This is a genomic window from Rugamonas sp. FW305-51, assembly GCF_058786935.1.
Map to the genome: position 1 here is coordinate 36,848 of NZ_JBYSZG010000007.1, position 16,309 is coordinate 53,156.

Sequence of the window (16,309 nt, forward strand, 5' to 3'; positions counted from 1 at the left end):
TCACCTGCGGCCACCCTTATGAGGCGGCCATCCATATTGCTGAAAGTTATATTATCATAAAGTTCACAAAATATAACTTGTCAGCAATAAAAATTCCTGCTCAACCGCACTGGTTTCCTGACGTAAATATTAATCGATCCGTTTGGCGTAGTAGCATGCTCCGCTAATAGCGAGACGTCAACCATAATGCAAGAGTAGCCATACTAAAACCCCTCTGTTCGGCAGATCGCGGCATGGCGAAACATGTTGAAAATGGCAGGATTTGGCTGGTGGCAGCAGTGCCGCAGGGCGGGCAAGGCGGGAAAACAGGGGGCGGCATGGCGGGCCGGTGGGCTGGCGGCAGGTGTCGCGAAAAAGCCATGCCGTGATCTGGACAAAGCCGCAAATGCGCCCTGCGCAGCTAGCGCTGCGCCGCACCATCACGCCCCGATTGTTGCGGCAACAGCACATATTTGCGGCGGACATTGCGCCCGCCGCCGGCAATCCAGCGCAACGGCGGGGCCGGGTGCCCCGCCCCGGGGTTAAACCGTCTTCGGCTTGGCTTCTTCACGCCGGTTGTAGCCGGCCACCATGTCGAAGCGGAACAGGCGGCATTCCAGCGCGCCGTTGAAGAACGGCGTCTTGCGCGCCTCTTTCAGGCGCAGCATGCGCGGCAGCTTGAGGTCGGCCGTGAACAGGAACACGGTCCAGCCGGCGAAGCGCTGCTTGAGCGTGGTGCCCAGCGCCGAATAGAAGCTCACGGCCAGTTCATCCTCGGGCAGCGAGCTGTCACCGCGCACGCCGATACGCTCGCCGTACGGCGGGTTGGTCAGCACGATGCCCGGCTGCTCGGTGGGCGCCTTCACTTCCTGCGCCTCGATCTGCTTGAGCGGCACCTCGAACAGGATGCCGGCGCAGCGCAGGTTGTGGCGCGTCATGGCCACCATGTCGCCCGAGATGTCGCTGCCGAAGATGGTCGGCGTGTCCGGCAGGGGATTGGGCTTGATGGCCGCCTTCATGGCCTGCCATGGCGCCGGATCGAAGCCGTTGAAGGCCTCGAAGGCGAAACGGCGGCGCGCGCCGGGCGGGATGCCCTGCACCATCTGCGCCGCTTCGCACAGGATGGTGCCGGAGCCGCACATGGGGTCGAACAGCGGCACGCCCGGCTTCCAGCCCGACACGCGCAGCAGGCCGGCGGCCAGGTTCTCGCGCAGCGGCGCGTCGCCCGTCTCCTCGCGCCAGCCGCGCTTGAACAGCGCCTCGCCCGAGGTGTCGAGGTAGATGATGAACTGGCGCGCGTCGAGGAAGCCGACGATGCGCATGTCCGGCGTCTTGGTGTCGACCGAAGGACGCTTGTCGAACTGGTCGCGGAAGCGGTCGCAGATGGCGTCCTTGATCTTGAGCGTGGTGAATTCCAGGCTCTTCAAAGGCGACTTGACGGCCGTGACGTCGACCCGGATCGTGTGGTCGTAGGTGAACCAGTCTTCCCAGGGCTGGGCCAGCACCAGGTCGTAGATATCGTTTTCGTTCTGGTAGCCGATGACGGCCATGCGCATCAGCACGCGCGAAGCGATGCGCGAGTGCAGGTTGATGCGGTAGGCGTCAAACAGGTCGCCCGAGCAGTGCACGCCGCCGGGCACCTGGTTGTGCACCTTGAGGGTGGGGCTTTGCTGGGCGATTTCGCCCAGTTCTTCGGCCAACGCCGCTTCCATGCCGCGCGGGCATGGGCAAAAATAGGAAGTCATAAGGTGTACCTTTTATCCGTTAAAAATCAACATACCGTTTACTGCGGATGCTACGTTTGCTGCAAAAAAACTACTGCTTACTTCTATCGCCGTCAGAACGGCTTGACCACCACCAGCATCACGATCGCCAGCAGCACCAGCACCGGCACCTCGTTGAACCAGCGGTACCAGACGTGGCTGCGCTTGTTGGCGCCGTTCTCGAACTTCTTCAACAGCGAACCGCAGGCATGGTGGTAGCCGAGCACCAGCGCCACCAGCGCCAGCTTGGCATGCATCCAGCCGGGAATGCGGAAGCCGTCCGGGCCCGCATACTGCAGGTACAGCAGGATCATGCCGAATACGACGGCCGGCACCATCAGCATGGTCATGAAGCGGTACAGCTTGCGCGCCATCATCAGCATACGCTCGGTGGCCACCGTCTCCGATTCCTGCGCCAGGTTGACGAAGATGCGCGGCAGGTAAAAGATCCCGGCGAACCAGGAAATGACGAAGAAGATGTGCAGCGCTTTAATCCAGAGCATGGGACTCCTGTGCGGTTGATGGGGCGGCGGGCGGCGCGCTTGCTGCCGCCCGGCGGTTGGGTCTTATTGTCGCACTCTTACTTGCGCACTTCGCCGTGGCCGAACACCACGTACTTGAGCGACGTCAGGCCTTCCAGGCCGACCGGGCCGCGCGCGTGCAGCTTGTCGTTGGAGATGCCGATTTCGGCGCCCAGGCCGTATTCGAAGCCGTCCGCGAAACGGGTCGAGGCGTTCACCATCACGGAGGCGGAATCGACTTCGCGCAGGAAGCGCATGGCGTCCGTGTAGTCCTCGGTGATGATGGACTCGGTGTGCTTGGACGAGTAGCGGTTGATGTGATCCATCGCCTCGTCGATGCCCTCGACCACCTTGACCGACAGGATGGCGGCCAGGTATTCGGTCTGCCAGTCTTCCTCGGTGGCGGCTGCCAGGTGCGGGTAGCCGGCCAGGATCGCCATCGCTTCCGGATCGCAGCGCAGCTCGACCTGCTTGGTGGCGTACAGCTTGGCCAGTTCCGGCAGCACGCGCGGCGCGATGGCGCGCGCCACCAGCAGCGTTTCCATGGTGTTGCAGGTGCCGTAGCGCTGGCACTTGGCGTTAAAGGCGATGTCGAGCGCCTTCTGCAGGTCGGCCTTGGCGTCGATGTAGACGTGGCAGATGCCGTCCAGGTGCTTAATCATGGGCACCGTCGCCTCTTCCATCAGGCGCGCGATCAGGCCCTTGCCGCCGCGCGGCACGATCACGTCCACGTACTGCGGCATGGTGATCATGGCGCCCACGGCGGCGCGGTCGGTGGTGTCGACCACCTGCACGCCGTTCTCCGGCAGGCCGGCGCCCAGCAAGCCTTCCTTGACCAGCTTGGCCAGGGCGCGGTTGCAGTTGATCGCTTCCGAACCGCCGCGCAGGATGGTGGCGTTGCCGCTCTTGATGCACAGGCCGGCCGCGTCCACGGTGACGTTGGGACGCGCTTCGTAGATGATGCCGATCACGCCCAGCGGCACGCGCATCTGGCCCACCTGGATGCCGGACGGGCGGAACTTCATGCCCGAGATTTCGCCGATGGGGTCGGGCAGCGCGACGATCTGGCGCAGGCCTTCGACCATGGTGGCGATGGCGGACTCGGACAGCGTCAGGCGGTCCACCATGGCCGGCGCCAGGCCGGCGGCGCGGGCCGCGTCCAGGTCCAGCTGGTTGGCGGCGCGCAGCTGGGCCGCGTCGCGCTCGATCGCCTCGGCGATCAACAGCAGCGCGCGGTTGCGGGTGGCGCTGTCGGCACGGGCCATGGCGCGCGATGCTGCGCGCGCCTGCTGGCCCACTTGTTCCATGTACTGCTTGATATCCATAGTCATCCCATTGGTACGGTCACAAATTCGTCGATGCGGCATGCCGCCGGTGTGCCATGGCACATCCAGCGCATCCGGCGCATCCGGCGCAATAACTGCAGCGGCGGCACTAGCCGCGCGCCACCTTCAGCGCCAGCTGCAGCATGGCGTCCCAGGCGTCGCCGGAGAACGCCTTGGCCCGCAGGCCCTTGATCATCTTGTCCACCTGCGCCGCATCCTTCATGGCCGCCTCCAGCGTGGGCAGCGAAATGCGCCGCAGGGCCGGGTCCATCATGCGCTCGCGCGGGCCCCAGATGCGGTATTCCTTGAGCAATGCGCCCAGCGGGCGGCCCTGGGCCATCCCCGCTTTCAATTTTAACAGCGTCCGGATTTCCTCGGACACGGCCCACAAAACCAGCGGCAGGGCCTCGCCCTCGCCCTTCAGGCCTTCCAGCATGCGTACCAGGCGGGCCGGATCGCCGGCCAGCATCGCCTCGCTCAGCTTGAACACGTCGTAGCGCGCCACATTGAGCACGGCGTCGTGCACCTGCTCGTAGCTCAGGCGGCCCGGCTCGTGCAGCAGGCCCAGTTTCTGGATCTCCTGGTGCGCCGCCAGCAGGTTGCCCTCGACCCGGTCGGCAATGAACTCGATGCTCTGGCGGTCGGCGCTCTGGCCTTGCGCGGCCAGGCGCTGGCCTATCCAGTTGGGCAGCTGCGGCCGCTCCACCTGGGGAATGTCGATGTAGACGGCGGCCTGCTGCAGGCTCGCCACCCAGGCCGCCTTCTGCGTCTGCCAGTCCAGCTTGGGCAGGGTAATCAGCGTCAGGTTGTCCGGACTGAGGTCCTTCACATAGCTTTGCAGCGCCGCGCCGCCATCCTTGCCCGGCTTGCCGGTGGGGATGCGCAGCTCGATCAGCTTCTTGTCGCCGAACAGCGACAGGGCCTGGTTGGCCGCCAGCAGTTCGCCCCACTTGAAGGTGCGCTCCACCGTCAGCACGTCGCGCTCGGAATAACCTTGCGCACGCGCGGTGCGGCGGATCTTGTCGGCCGCCTCCAGCGCCAGCAGATGCTCGTCGCTGGTGATCACGTACAGCTGCGCCAGCTGCTTGCCCAGGTGGCCGTCCAGCGCCTCTAACCGCAATTGCATAAGCGTCCCCTGCTTACTGCTGGCCGGCCGGCGCAGACACCGGCTGCGCCGGCGCCACCGACATCGGCACCGGCTTGATGGCCGCCAGGCGGCGCATCATCTGCTGCACCAGGTCGGTCTGCATGTCCTTGTACAGCAGCTGCTCCTCGCGCTCCTTGGCCAGCAACTGGGTTTCGTTGAAGGTGATGGGGCGGTTCAGCGCGATCGTGGTCGGTCCCAGCAGCTCGTTGCCCTGGCGGTCGTGCACGCGGAATACGATGGTGTAGGCCAGCAGGTATTCGCGCACCCGGCCATTGTTGTTGAGCGACAGGATGGACTTGCTGCGCGTCTTTTCCGGATCGCTCAACACTTCGATCACGCCGTCCGCATCCTTGGCGCTGGCCGCCACGGTGGTGCCGCCGTTGGCGCGGATGTTGCGCTTCAAGTCGATCGCCAGCGGCGACGAATCGGGCAAGCCCACGTACAGCGACGGGAACGGCAGCGTGTAATGGCCACCCTCCCCGCGCAGGTGGAAGCCGCAGGCCGTCAGCGACAGGGACAGCGCCAGCAGCGCGCCCCAGCGCCGCCACAACACGGGAGAGGTGGCAGTCATCGCTTACACCACGATGTTGATCAGCTTGCCGGGCACGACGATGACCTTCTTCGGCGTGCCTTCGATGAACTTCTGCACCGCCTCGTTGGCCAGCGCAGCGGCCTCGATGGCCGCCTTGTCGGCCGTCTTGGGCACGGTGACGCTGCCACGCAGCTTGCCGTTCACCTGGATCATCATCTCGATCTCGGCCTGTTCCAGCGCGGCCGGGTCGACCTGCGGCCATGGCGCGTTGAGCAGGTCGCCGTGCACCTTGCCGTAGCCCAGCTCTTGCCACAGCACGTGGGTGATGTGGGGCGCCACGGGATTGAGCAGGCGCAGGAAGATGGAGAAGCCTTCGGCCACCAGCGCGTTCGACTCGGCGCTGTCGTCCAGCTTGGCCGACTCCATCGTGTTGAGCATCTTCATGCAGGCCGACACCACGGTGTTGTACTGGATGCGCTTGAGGTCATAATCGGCCTGCTGCAGGATCTTGTGCAGTTCGCGGCGCAGGGTTTTCTGCGGCTCGGTGGCGGCCGGCGCGGCTGGCGCGGCCAGCGCGGCACCGATGCGGGCGGCCTGCGCGTAGCCATAGGCCCACACGCGGCGCAGGAAGCGGTTGGCGCCTTCCACGCCGCTGCCCGACCATTCCAGCGTCTGCTCCGGCGGCGAGGCGAACATGGTGAACAGGCGGGCCGTGTCGGCGCCGTACTGCTCGATCTGGGCTTGCGGGTCGATACCGTTGTTCTTCGACTTGGACATCTTCTCGGTGCCGCCGATGTGCACCGGCTGGCCGTCCGTCTTCAGGACGGCGCCTTGCGGGCGGCCCTTGTCGTCCAGCGTCAGGTCGATGTCGGCCGGGTTGAACCAGGTCTTCTTGCCGGCCGCGTCTTCGCGGTAGTAGGTCTCGTTGAGCACCATGCCCTGGGTCAGCAGGTTGACGAACGGCTCGTCGAACTTGACCAGGCCGAAGTCGCGCATGATCTTGGTCCAGAAGCGGGCGTACAGCAGGTGCATCACGGCGTGCTCGATGCCGCCGATGTACTGGTCCATCGGCATCCAGTAATCGTTGCGGGCGTCGACCATGGACTCGTTCGAGCCGGGCGAGGTATAGCGCATGTAGTACCACGACGAATCGACGAAGGTATCCATGGTGTCGGTCTCGCGGCGGGCCGGCTTGCCGCACTGGGGGCAGTCGCACTTGAGGAAGGCTTCATGCTTGTTGAGCGGGTTGCCGCTGCCGTCCGGCACGCAGTCTTCCGGCAGCACCACGGGCAGGTCCTTTTCCGGCACCGGCACCGAGCCGCAGTCGTCGCAGTGGATCATGGGGATCGGCGTGCCCCAGTAGCGCTGGCGCGATACGCCCCAGTCGCGCAGGCGGAACGTGACCTTCTTCTCGCCCAGGCCTTTTTCGGCCATGGCGGCGGCCACCGCTTCCACCGCGTCGGCGTAGTTCAGGCCATCGAACTGGGCCGAGTTGCAGACGATGGAGATATCCTTGTCGCCGTACCATTCCTGCCAGGCGTCGGTCGAGAACTCCTTGCCTTCGGCGCGGATCACCTGCTTGATCGGCAGCGCGTATTTCTTGGCGAACGCGAAATCGCGCTCGTCGTGGGCCGGCACGCCCATCACGGCGCCGTCGCCGTAGGTCATCAGCACGTAGTTGCCGACCCAGACTTCCACCTGGGCGCCCGTCAGCGGATGGGTGACGAACAGGCCGGTCGGCATGCCCTTCTTCTCCATGGTGGCCATGTCGGCCTCGATCACGGAACCGAGCTTGCATTCGGCGTTGAAGGCGGCCAGCGCGGCGTTGGTCTGGGCGGCGTGCACGGCCAGCGGGTGCTCGGCGGCCACGGCGCAGAAGGTCACGCCCATCACCGTGTCGGGACGGGTGGTGAACACGTACATCTTGCCGTCGCCGATCAGGGCGCCGGCGGCATCCTTGATCTGGTGCGGGAAGGCGAAGCGCACGCCGGTCGACTTGCCGATCCAGTTGGTCTGCATGGTGCGCACGCGCTCGGGCCAGCCGGGCAGCTTGGTGTCCACGTATTCCAGCAGCTCATCGGCGTAGTCCGTGATGCGGGCGTAGTACATGGGGATTTCGCGCTTTTCGATCAGCGCGCCGGAACGCCAGCCGCGGCCGTCGACCACCTGCTCGTTGGCCAGCACGGTCTGGTCGATCGGGTCCCAGTTCACGGTACCGGTCTTCTTGTAGATGATGCCTTTTTCCAGCATCTTGAGGAACATCCACTGGTTCCACTTGTAGTACTCGGGCTTGCAGGCCGTCATTTCGCGCGACCAGTCGATGGCCAGGCCCATGGACTCCATCTGCTCGCGCATGTGGGCGATGTTGGAGTAGGTCCACTGGGCCGGCGGCACGTTGTTGGCCATGGCCGCATTCTCGGCCGGCATGCCGAAGGCATCCCAGCCCATGGGCATGAGCACGTTGTAGCCGTTCATGCGCAGGTAGCGGTACATCACGTCGTTGATCGTATAGTTGCGCACGTGCCCCATGTGCAGCTTGCCCGAAGGGTAAGGCAACATCGAGCAAGCGTAGTACTTGCCTTTGGGGAAACGGGGGTCGTTTTCGACTGCTTTATAGGCGTCGATCGCCTTCCAGTGGGATTGGGCAGCTTTTTCGACGTCGGCGGGACTATATTTATCTTGCATGATGTGTGCGGCCAGAAGTGAATATGAACCGAACATTATACTGGTTCACGGCCCGGCTGAGCGTGTGCTCTGCCGGCCGCCCGCTGCGGCATGGACGTGGCATGATAAGATTTTTGCAATATCACTCAGGAGGCAATCATGCTCAAAGGATTACGCACCGTCATCTACCCCACGCCCGACCTGGAACAGGGCAAGGCCTGGTACGCCCAGGCCGCCGGCGTGGCGCCCTACTTCGACCAGCCGTTCTATGTGGGCTTTGCCGTGGGCGGCTTTGAACTGGGCCTGGTGCCGGACGGCCAGCCCGGCCCCACCGGCGGCAAGGCTTACTGGGGCGTGGACGATATCGAAACGGAAGTGGCGCGCCTGCTCGCGCTGGGCGCCACCGTCCACGCGGCCGTGCAGGACGTGGGCGACGGCATCAGGGTGGCCGAGCTGAACGACCCGTTCGGCAACGTGCTGGGCCTGATCCAGAACCCCCACTTCGACCTGCAGGCCGTGCGCTGACCGTCACCAACGCTCAGGGCCGCAGCACGATGGCGCCCGTGTTGGCGCCCGTCTCCAGCCGGCGCTGGGCCTCGGCCGCCTGCGCCAGCGGCAGCACCTCGGCCACCGTGGCCCTCAGGCCGCCCCGCAGCTGCGCCAGCGTGGCCGCCGCGCCTTCGCGGTAGCGCTGCGCATCGGCCATCAAGCCGAACACGCTGGGCCGCGCGAACGCCACGTTGCGGCCGCCGCCCAGCAATGACTGGTCGAGCTGGCCGTCGCCGCTCACCTGGCCCACGCTGGCCACCATGCCGAACTGGCGCACGCTGCGCGCCGTATCGGCCAGCGTCTGGCCGCCGATGCCATCGATGGCGTAATCGACGCCGCGTCCGCCCGTCAACTCCCATACCGCGTCCAGCACGGAACGCTCGCGGTAGTTGATGGCGTGGTCCAGCCCATGCTCGCGCGCCAGCGCGGCCTTGGCGGCGCTGCTGACAGTGCCGTACACGGTGGCGCCCAGCGCCTTGGCCCACTGCACCAACACCAGGCCCAGCCCGCCGGCGGCGGCCTGCACCAACACCGTGTCGCCAGCCTTCAGCGGCCGCACGTAATGGAACAGCATATAGGCCGTGATCCCGCGCAGCAGCAGCGCGGCCGCCGTGTCGTCGTCCACCTCGTCCGGCAAGGCGATGGCCTGCGCGGCCGGCAAGTTGCGCGCCGTGCTGTAGGCGCCGGCCGGCGGCCCCGCGTAGGCGATGCGCTGGCCCACGGCCAGTCCCTGCACGCCGGCCCCGAGCGCCTCCACCACGCCGGCCGCCTCCACCCCCAGCACGCCCGGCAGGGCCGGCAGCGGATACAGGCCGCTGCGGTGGTAGATGTCGACGAAATTGACGCCGATGGCCGTGTGGCGCACCCGGATCTCGCCCGTGCCCGGCGGCGGCAAGATCACGCTGCGGTGCTCCAGCACGCTGGCGTCGCCGTAACCGTGGATCAGCACCTGGGCTGCCTTGCCTGTCATTTCCTGGTCCATGCAATTCTCCTTTGAAGTTGAGAGGACAGGATCAGGTTACACTGGGCACAAATCACCCACAATTCTCAAAAATTACACAATGTCTGTGCAAAAACAAGCAGTCACGACGAGCGCCCTGCAGTGGGACGACGTGCGCCATTTCCTGGCACTGGCGCGGCTGGGCAGCCTGTCGGCCGCCGCCCGCAAGCTGGGCGTGGAACACTCCACGGTGGCGCGCCGGGTGGAAGCGCTGGAACACACGCTGGCCGTGCGCCTGTTCGACCGCCTGCCGCGGGGCTGGGCCCTGACGCCGGAAGGGGAAACCCTGACGACCCAGGCCCGCCGGCTGGAAGACGAGGCGCTGGCCTTCGCCCGCGTGGCGCTGGGCGTGTCGTCGCTGCAGGGCACGGTGCGGCTATCCGTGCCGCCGGCCATGGCGGCCCATTTCCTGGTGCCGCGGCTGGCCGCACGGCGCCAGGACTGGCCCGGCATCGACCTGGAAGTGATGGGCGAGACGCGCGAGGTCAACCTGGCGCGCGGCGAGGCCGACCTGGCGCTGCGCCTTTCGCGTCCCAGCGCGCCGGGGCTGGTGGCACGGGCGCTGGGCACGCTGGGCTACGGCATGTACGCGGCGCCCCATTACGCGCAGCGCGCGCCGGCGCAGTGGGAATTTCTCGGCTACGACGACAGCCTGCGCCTGGTGCCGCACCAGCAGTGGCTGGAATCGGTGGCGGCGGGACGCCGCTTCGTCCTGCGCAGCAACGACATGACGGCACTGTGGCAGGCCGCCCGCGCCGGGCTGGGCATCGCCGCCCTGCCCCACTTCATCGGACGCGTCGACGAAGGCCTGGTGGCGCTGGCCGCGCCCAGCCATCCGACGCCGCGCCAGATCTGGCTGGTCATGCATCCCGACGTGCGGCGCTCGCCGCGGGTGCGGGTGGTGGCCGACATGGTGGCCGCGCTGATCGCCAGCGAGCAGGCGCTGCTGGCGGGCAGCTGAACGCCGGCGCGCCTCGGTCCCGTTGCGCGCAACGCAAGACGCCCGATGTGCGCGCGGCCTGTGCACATCCGGCGCCGCCGTGATAATATACGTTTCGTATATAAAACGTATAAAGGCATTCCCCCATGGGCATAGTGAAGATTTCCAGCCAGATGCACGAAAACCTGCGCATCGCCAGCGGCGCCCTGAACCGCTCCATCAACGCGCAGGCCGAGCACTGGCTGCGCATCGGCCTGCTGGCCGAAACCAATCCCGACCTGCGCTACAGCGACATCTGCCACCTGCTGCTGCGGGCCGCGCAAGAGGGCGGCGTGACGCTGCCGCGCGCCGACGACGGCGCCGACAGCCCGGCCCTGGCCGCCGCCATCGCCGTACTGGGAGGCGCGCATGAACAAGCGTAAATCCCTCGCCATCCTGGTCAAGACGCCGGAGCAGATCGAACAGGCCCGCGTGGCGGCCCGGCTGGCAGCCGACGTGCTGACCATGATAGAACCGCACGTGCAGCCCGGCGTCAGCACGGCCGAGCTGGACCGGCTGTGCAATGAGTACATCGTCAAGGTGCAGCAAGCCATACCGGCCAACGTGGGCTACAGCGGCTTTCCCGCCACCGTGTGCACCTCCGTCAACCAGGTGGTGTGCCACGGCATACCCACGCCGGACGAAGTGCTCAAGGACGGCGACATCATCAACATCGACGTGGCCGTGATCCGCGACGGCTGGCATGGCGACACCAGCCGCATGTACTACGTGGGCACGCCGTCCAAGGCCGCCAAGCGGCTGGTGGACGTGACCTACAACGCCATGTGGGCCGGCATCCGCGCCGTGCGTCCGGGCGCCACCCTGGGCGACGTGGGCCATGCGATCCAGACCGTGGCCGAGAAGGCCGGCTTTTCCGTGGTGCGCGACTATTGCGGCCACGGCATCGGCCTGGTGTACCACGAAGATCCGGAAGTGCGCCACTACGGCAAGCCGGCCACCGGCATGGTACTCAAGCCGGGCATGCTGTTTACCATCGAGCCGATGGTCAACGCCGGCCGCGCCGCGACCGTGGAGCTGGACGACGGCTGGACCGTGGAAACGCGCGACGGCTCGCTGTCGGCCCAGTGGGAACACATGGTGGTGGTGACGGCCAGCGGCTATGAGGTGCTGACGCTGGCGCCGGCCGAACTGGCCGGGCAGGCGGGATAAGCTGGCTGCGGGCGCGCCATGCGCCTCGCACGCGGCATGCGCGCCATGTGCGCTATGTGCGACGAGCGCCGCCAGCGCATGCCGCCGGTGTTGCGTGTATTGCGGGTATTGCGCGTGCCGCGCCTAGCGCAGCACCAGCTTGAGCGCCGGCTTCTCGCCGTAGTCCTCGTAGCGCTCGTTGATGCCGGCCACGCAGTAGGTGATTTCTTCCATGATGTCGGGCACCTGGGCGCCCATGGTGGCGGCGTCCTTGATGACCAGTTCCAGCATTTCGTTCGGCTTCAGGCGAAAGCGCGTCATGCCATCCTCGTCGCGCAGGTAGCTCAGGCAGTCGACCCAGCCGTCCATGGTGTGGGTGTAGCTGTCGGGGAAGCCCAGCGCGGCCTGGCATTCGCGGTGGAAGCTGGTGAAGTCGACGATCGCGGCGCCATTGATTTCTGCGGTAGCCATTATTTTTTCTCTTTCGGAGGTTCGGTGACGAAACCCAGCTTGCCCAGGCCGGCCGTCTGGGCGGCGGCCATCACCTGGGCCACCACTTCGTAGCGGGTGTTCTTGTCGGCCCGCAGCTGCAACTCCGGCTGCGGGTCCAGCTTGCTGGCCTCGGCCAAGCGGGCCGCCAGCGCCGTCGGCGCCACGGCCTCGTCGTTCCAGTAGACCTGGCCTTTGGCGTCGATCGCCAGCGACACGCTGGCCGGCTGCTGCGGATTGGCCTGGGCCTGGGCCCGCGGCAAGTCGAGCTTGACGGCGTGCGTGAACATGGGCGCGCTGATGATGAAAATCACCAGCAGCACCAGCATCACGTCCACCATGGGCGTGACGTTGATGTCGGCCATCGGGCCTTGCTGGCGGTGGTGGTTGAATGAGCCAAAGGCCATCGCTACTCCTGGCGTGGTTCAATAGGGCCGGACGGGCCGGCCCCGGTTTTACGTGCGGGCCCGCTCGCCCGTGGTCAGATAGGCATGCAGGTCGAAGGCGAAGGCGTCCAGCTCGGCCAGCGTGAGGCGGTTGACCCGGTTAAAGCCGTTATAGGCCAGTACGGCGGGAATGGCAACCGTGAGGCCGATGGCCGTCATGACCAGCGCCTCGCCAACGGGGCCGGCCACCTTGTCGATCTGCACCGTGCCGGCCGTGGAGACGGCCGCCAGCGCATGGTAAATGCCCCACACGGTGCCCAGCAAGCCCACGAAGGGCGCGGTGGAACCGATCGAGGCCAGCAGCGTCAAGCCCGCTTCCAGCCTGGCCGTGGCGCGCTGGACGGCCGCGCGCAGCACGCGCGTGACCTGTTCCGCATGGCCCATCTCGCCGCCCAATGAAGGCCGGCCCGCCACTTTCAGCTGGGCCGCGCCCAGCTGCGCCAGCGGCGCGAACACTTGCTCGGGATCGGCCTGGGTCAGGGCGGCCACGCCGTCGTGCATGGTGGGCGCGTCCCAGAACGCCGGCACGGCCGGCGCGCTGCGGCGGATGCGCCAGGCCGCGTAACCCTTGGCCAGAATGCAGAACCAGCTTGCCAGCGACATGGCCAGCAGCAAATAAGCCACGGCGTGGCTGACGGCGTCGCCCTGCTCCCAGTAACGCGCCAGGCTGAAGGTATGGTCGAGGTTGGGCGTCATCGGCGCGGCGGTTCCCCGGTCAGTCGTTGAGCGACAGCACGTCGTTCATGTCGTACAGACCGGTCGCCTTGTCGGCCAGGAAGCTGGCCGCGCGCAGGGCGCCGTGGGCATAGGTGACGCGGCTGCTGGATTTGTGGCTGATCTCGATGCGCTCGCCCGTGCCGGCGAACAGCACGGTGTGGTCGCCCACGATGTCGCCGCCGCGGATGGTGGCAAAACCGATGGAGGACGGATCGCGCTCGCCCGTCACGCCTTCACGCGCGTAGACGGCGCAATCCTTCAGGTCGCGGCCCAGGGCCTCGGCGATCACTTCGCCCATCTTGAGGGCCGTGCCGGACGGCGCGTCCACCTTGTGGCGGTGGTGCGCTTCGATCACTTCGATGTCGTAGCCCACGGCCAGCGCCTTGGCGGCCTGCTGCAGCAGCTTGAGCGTGACGTTCACGCCCACGCTCATGTTGGGGGCGAACACGATGGCCGTCTTCTGGGCGGCGGCGGCGATGGCGGCCTTGCCCGCTTCATCGAAGCCGGTGGTGCCGATGATCATCTTGATGCCGTGCTCGGCGCAATAGGCCAGGTGGGCCAGCGTGCCTTCCGGGCGGGTGAAGTCGATCAGGAAATCGGCGCCGGCCAGGCCCTTGGCCAGGTCGGACTCCACCAGCACGCCGCTGTGCTGGCCCAGGAAGGCGGCCGCGTCGGCCCCGATGCCGGGCCCGCCGGCCCGGTCCAGCGCGCCGGCCAGGCGGGCGTCCGGTGCTTGCAGGATGGCTTCGATCAGGATGTGGCCCATGCGGCCGCCGGCGCCGGCGATGGCGATATTCAATGGTTTCATGCTGTGTGCTCTGTCGGTGAAAACGGGGTCGATTACTGCGCTTTACTGTTCGTTACTGTTTGGCTGCCGGGCTCGCTTCTACGGGCGCGTCCTTGTTCACGACGGGCGCCGGGCCGGCGATGCGGGCGATGTATTCTTTTTCGGTGGGCAGATGGCCGCCTTCGTAGTGGTCGACCTTGCCGTCCTTGAAGAACACGGTCACGCGGCTGGTGGTGATTTCGCCATTGCCCTTGGCCAAGCGGAATGGATAATCCCAGCGGTCGGCGTGGAAGATGTCGGACGCCAGCGAGGTGCCGAAGATGAAACGCACCTGGTCGCGCGTCATGCCGATTTTCAGTTGCGCCAACATTTCCTCAGAAACAAAGTTGCCTTGCTGAATATCAGGACGATAGGGCGAGAAGAACCACATGAACTTCTGGAATTGGGTGATGGTCGTCGTCTGGGCGCCGTCGGCCGACACGGGGGCGCTTTCCTGCTTGGCTTCGCTCAGCTTTTCGCCCAGCGGGGTACGGCTGGCGCAGCCGGCAGCGGCCAGCGCGACGCAAGCGGCAGCGGCCAGCAGCGGTGCGCGGCGTGAAATTCGGTGCAACAAAGACTGCGGTAAAGCCTGGGTGACGCGCATAAGTGTCCTCAATTGGATTGAGCAGAAGTGCCAAAACGCTATATCATAAAGCACATGAACCACATTCGAGTAACAAACATGAGTAACAATCCTACCGACCTCAAGGCCAGCGGCCTGAAAGCGACCCTGCCCCGCCTTAAGATCCTGGATATTTTTCAGAGCAGCCCCGTGCGTCACCTGACGGCAGAAGACGTCTACAAAATCTTGCTGGCTGACAACATGGATGTGGGCTTGGCCACCGTCTACCGCGTGCTGACCCAGTTCGAGCAGGCTGGATTACTGAATCGCAACCATTTCGAGACGGGCAAGGCCATTTTCGAACTCAATGAAGGTTCCCACCACGACCACCTTGTGTGTTTGGACTGCGGCCGGGTGGAAGAGTTCTTCGACGCTGAAATCGAGCAGCGCCAGCAGACGATCGCCCAGGAGCGCGGCTTCAAGATCGCCGAGCACGCGCTGGCCATCTACGGCAACTGCGTCAAGACGGCCTGCCCGCACAAGCACTGACAAAAAAAACCTGGGACGGACTCCGGTTTTCCCAAAACCGGAGTCCGTCCCAGGTTTTCTAAAACCGGAGTCCGTCCCCGTTTTGCTTTAGTGGTGGCTGAGCGCGTTCGACAGCAGCTTGGCCGTGATGTCCACGATGGGGATCACGCGCTCATAGGCCATCCGCGTGGGACCGATCACGCCCAGCGTGCCGACGATCTTGCCGTTGGCCATGTAAGGCGCCGTCACCACGCTCATCTCGTCCATCGGCACCAGGTTCGATTCGCCGCCGATGTAGATCTGCACCCCGCTGGCCTTGCTCGATACGTCAAGCAGCTGCATCAATCCCGTCTTCTGCTCGAACATGTCGAACATCTGGCGCAGCGACGTCATGTTCGAGGACAGGTCGCTCACCGACAGCAAGTTGCGCTCGCCGGCGATGACCATGTCGTCCGAGCTGTCGGCCATCGCTTCGCTGCCCGCTTCCACGGCCGCCTGCATCAGCCGGCCCATGTCGTCACGCAACTGGCGCAGCTCGCCCTGCAGCCGGTGGTGCACTTCGTCGAACGCCAGCCCGCCATAGTTCTGGTTGATGTAGTTGGCCGACTGGATCAGCTGGGCCGGCGTGTAGTCCGCGTCCGTCAGCAGCAGCCGGTTCTGCACGTCGCCCGTGGGGCCGACGATCACCAGCAGGATGCGCTTTTCCGACAGGCGCAGAAATTCGATCTGCTGGAACACGGACTCGCGCCGCGGGCTGAGCACGACGCCGGCGAATTGCGACAGCGACGACAGCATCTGGGCCGCGTTGGAAATCATTTTCTGGGGCTGGGGCGCCTGCAGGCTCATGCGTGCTTCCACGGCGTGCTCGTCCAGATGCTGCACCGTCAGCAGGGTGTCGACGAAGATGCGGTAGCCGCGCGGCGTGGGCACGCGCCCGGCCGAAGTGTGGGGACTGGCCACATAGCCGAGCTCTTCCAGATCGGCCATGATGTTGCGGATGGTGGCCGGCGACAGGTCGAGGCCGGAAATCTTGGACAGCGCACGCGAGCCGACCGGCTGGCCGTCGGCGATGTAACGCTCGATCAGGGCTTTGAGCAGGGTTTGGGCGCGGGTATCGAGTTGCATATTTCTCT

18 protein-coding genes are annotated in these 16,309 nt (G+C 65.8%); 5 read left to right on the forward strand and 13 right to left on the reverse strand.

All coding sequences use genetic code 11. The annotated features are described in order from the left end of the window. Nucleotides 1-521: 521 nt before the first annotated feature. From AC3WOS_RS07285 to leuS, 6 genes are all read right to left on the reverse strand, one after another. Nucleotides 522-1,724, reverse strand: a complete 1,203-nt coding sequence (locus tag AC3WOS_RS07285; protein ID WP_492715215.1) for a THUMP domain-containing class I SAM-dependent RNA methyltransferase — start codon at nt 1,722-1,724, stop codon at nt 522-524. Nucleotides 1,725-1,816: 92 nt separating this feature from the next. Continuing rightward, on the reverse strand, nt 1,817-2,245 hold the full coding sequence (locus tag AC3WOS_RS07290) for a CopD family protein (RefSeq protein ID WP_492715216.1): 429 nt from the start codon (nt 2,243-2,245) through the stop codon (nt 1,817-1,819). Between the two features lie 77 nt (nt 2,246-2,322). Beyond that, nucleotides 2,323-3,588, reverse strand: coding sequence for a glutamate-5-semialdehyde dehydrogenase (locus tag AC3WOS_RS07295; RefSeq protein WP_492715217.1), 1,266 nt, complete (start codon nt 3,586-3,588; stop codon nt 2,323-2,325). 109 nt (nt 3,589-3,697) lie between these two features. Beyond that, nucleotides 3,698-4,714 carry a DNA polymerase III subunit delta gene (holA, locus tag AC3WOS_RS07300; protein WP_492715218.1) on the reverse strand — a complete coding sequence of 339 codons (1,017 nt, stop codon included), beginning with the start codon at nt 4,712-4,714 and terminating at the stop codon, nt 3,698-3,700. Nucleotides 4,715-4,727: 13 nt separating this feature from the next. Then, nucleotides 4,728-5,306 carry an LPS-assembly lipoprotein LptE gene (locus tag AC3WOS_RS07305; protein WP_492715219.1) on the reverse strand — a complete coding sequence of 193 codons (579 nt, stop codon included), beginning with the start codon at nt 5,304-5,306 and terminating at the stop codon, nt 4,728-4,730. A gap of 3 nt (nt 5,307-5,309) precedes the next feature. Further along, on the reverse strand, nt 5,310-7,952 hold the full coding sequence (gene leuS, locus AC3WOS_RS07310; RefSeq protein WP_492715220.1) for a leucine--tRNA ligase: 2,643 nt from the start codon (nt 7,950-7,952) through the stop codon (nt 5,310-5,312). Between the two features lie 138 nt (nt 7,953-8,090). Here leuS and AC3WOS_RS07315 point away from each other — a divergent pair, with 138 nt between their 5' ends. Continuing rightward, nucleotides 8,091-8,456 (forward strand): VOC family protein, encoded by a 366-nt coding sequence (locus tag AC3WOS_RS07315; RefSeq protein ID WP_492715221.1) that lies wholly within the window; start codon nt 8,091-8,093, stop codon nt 8,454-8,456. Between the two features lie 13 nt (nt 8,457-8,469). Here AC3WOS_RS07315 and AC3WOS_RS07320 read toward each other — a convergent pair whose 3' ends face one another. Continuing rightward, nucleotides 8,470-9,462, reverse strand: coding sequence for a quinone oxidoreductase family protein (locus AC3WOS_RS07320; RefSeq protein ID WP_492715222.1), 993 nt, complete (start codon nt 9,460-9,462; stop codon nt 8,470-8,472). A gap of 79 nt (nt 9,463-9,541) precedes the next feature. Here AC3WOS_RS07320 and AC3WOS_RS07325 point away from each other — a divergent pair, with 79 nt between their 5' ends. The 3 genes from AC3WOS_RS07325 to map all read left to right on the forward strand — a co-directional run bounded on the left by AC3WOS_RS07325 (nt 9,542) and on the right by map (nt 11,629). Then, complete coding sequence (locus AC3WOS_RS07325) at nt 9,542-10,441, forward strand: LysR family transcriptional regulator (RefSeq protein WP_492715223.1); 900 nt, start codon at nt 9,542-9,544, stop codon at nt 10,439-10,441. 125 nt (nt 10,442-10,566) lie between these two features. After that, a complete protein-coding gene (locus AC3WOS_RS07330) occupies nt 10,567-10,842 on the forward strand; it encodes a ParD-like family protein (protein ID WP_492715224.1) in 276 nt (91 codons plus the stop codon). Next, complete coding sequence (gene map, locus AC3WOS_RS07335; protein WP_492715225.1) at nt 10,829-11,629, forward strand: type I methionyl aminopeptidase; 801 nt, start codon at nt 10,829-10,831, stop codon at nt 11,627-11,629. The genes AC3WOS_RS07330 and map overlap by 14 nt, the downstream gene beginning before the upstream one ends. Before the next feature lie 123 nt (nt 11,630-11,752). Here the strand turns inward: map and AC3WOS_RS07340 are convergent, their stop codons facing one another. Genes AC3WOS_RS07340 through AC3WOS_RS07360 form a run of 5 tightly spaced genes read right to left on the reverse strand, consistent with a single transcriptional unit; the run spans nt 11,753 to nt 14,690 of the window. Then, on the reverse strand, nt 11,753-12,079 hold the full coding sequence (locus tag AC3WOS_RS07340) for a barstar family protein (protein WP_492715226.1): 327 nt from the start codon (nt 12,077-12,079) through the stop codon (nt 11,753-11,755). Then, a complete protein-coding gene (locus AC3WOS_RS07345; protein WP_492715227.1) occupies nt 12,079-12,504 on the reverse strand; it encodes an ExbD/TolR family protein in 426 nt (141 codons plus the stop codon). The genes AC3WOS_RS07340 and AC3WOS_RS07345 overlap by 1 nt, the downstream gene beginning before the upstream one ends. Nucleotides 12,505-12,552: 48 nt before the next feature. After that, nucleotides 12,553-13,239 carry a MotA/TolQ/ExbB proton channel family protein gene (locus tag AC3WOS_RS07350; RefSeq protein ID WP_492715228.1) on the reverse strand — a complete coding sequence of 229 codons (687 nt, stop codon included), beginning with the start codon at nt 13,237-13,239 and terminating at the stop codon, nt 12,553-12,555. 19 nt (nt 13,240-13,258) lie between these two features. Beyond that, nucleotides 13,259-14,068: a 4-hydroxy-tetrahydrodipicolinate reductase gene (gene dapB / locus AC3WOS_RS07355; protein WP_492715229.1), complete on the reverse strand. Its 810-nt coding sequence runs from the start codon at nt 14,066-14,068 to the stop codon at nt 13,259-13,261. A gap of 52 nt (nt 14,069-14,120) precedes the next feature. Continuing rightward, nucleotides 14,121-14,690, reverse strand: coding sequence for an outer membrane protein assembly factor BamE (locus AC3WOS_RS07360; protein ID WP_492715230.1), 570 nt, complete (start codon nt 14,688-14,690; stop codon nt 14,121-14,123). A gap of 78 nt (nt 14,691-14,768) precedes the next feature. Between AC3WOS_RS07360 and fur the strand changes: the two genes are divergently transcribed. Further along, nucleotides 14,769-15,197 carry a ferric iron uptake transcriptional regulator gene (gene fur / locus AC3WOS_RS07365; protein ID WP_492715231.1) on the forward strand — a complete coding sequence of 143 codons (429 nt, stop codon included), beginning with the start codon at nt 14,769-14,771 and terminating at the stop codon, nt 15,195-15,197. Between the two features lie 87 nt (nt 15,198-15,284). Here fur and hrcA read toward each other — a convergent pair whose 3' ends face one another. Continuing rightward, entirely contained in the window at nt 15,285-16,301 is a 1,017-nt protein-coding gene (hrcA, locus tag AC3WOS_RS07370) for a heat-inducible transcriptional repressor HrcA (RefSeq protein ID WP_492715232.1), read from the reverse strand. Nucleotides 16,302-16,309: the final 8 nt, after the last annotated feature.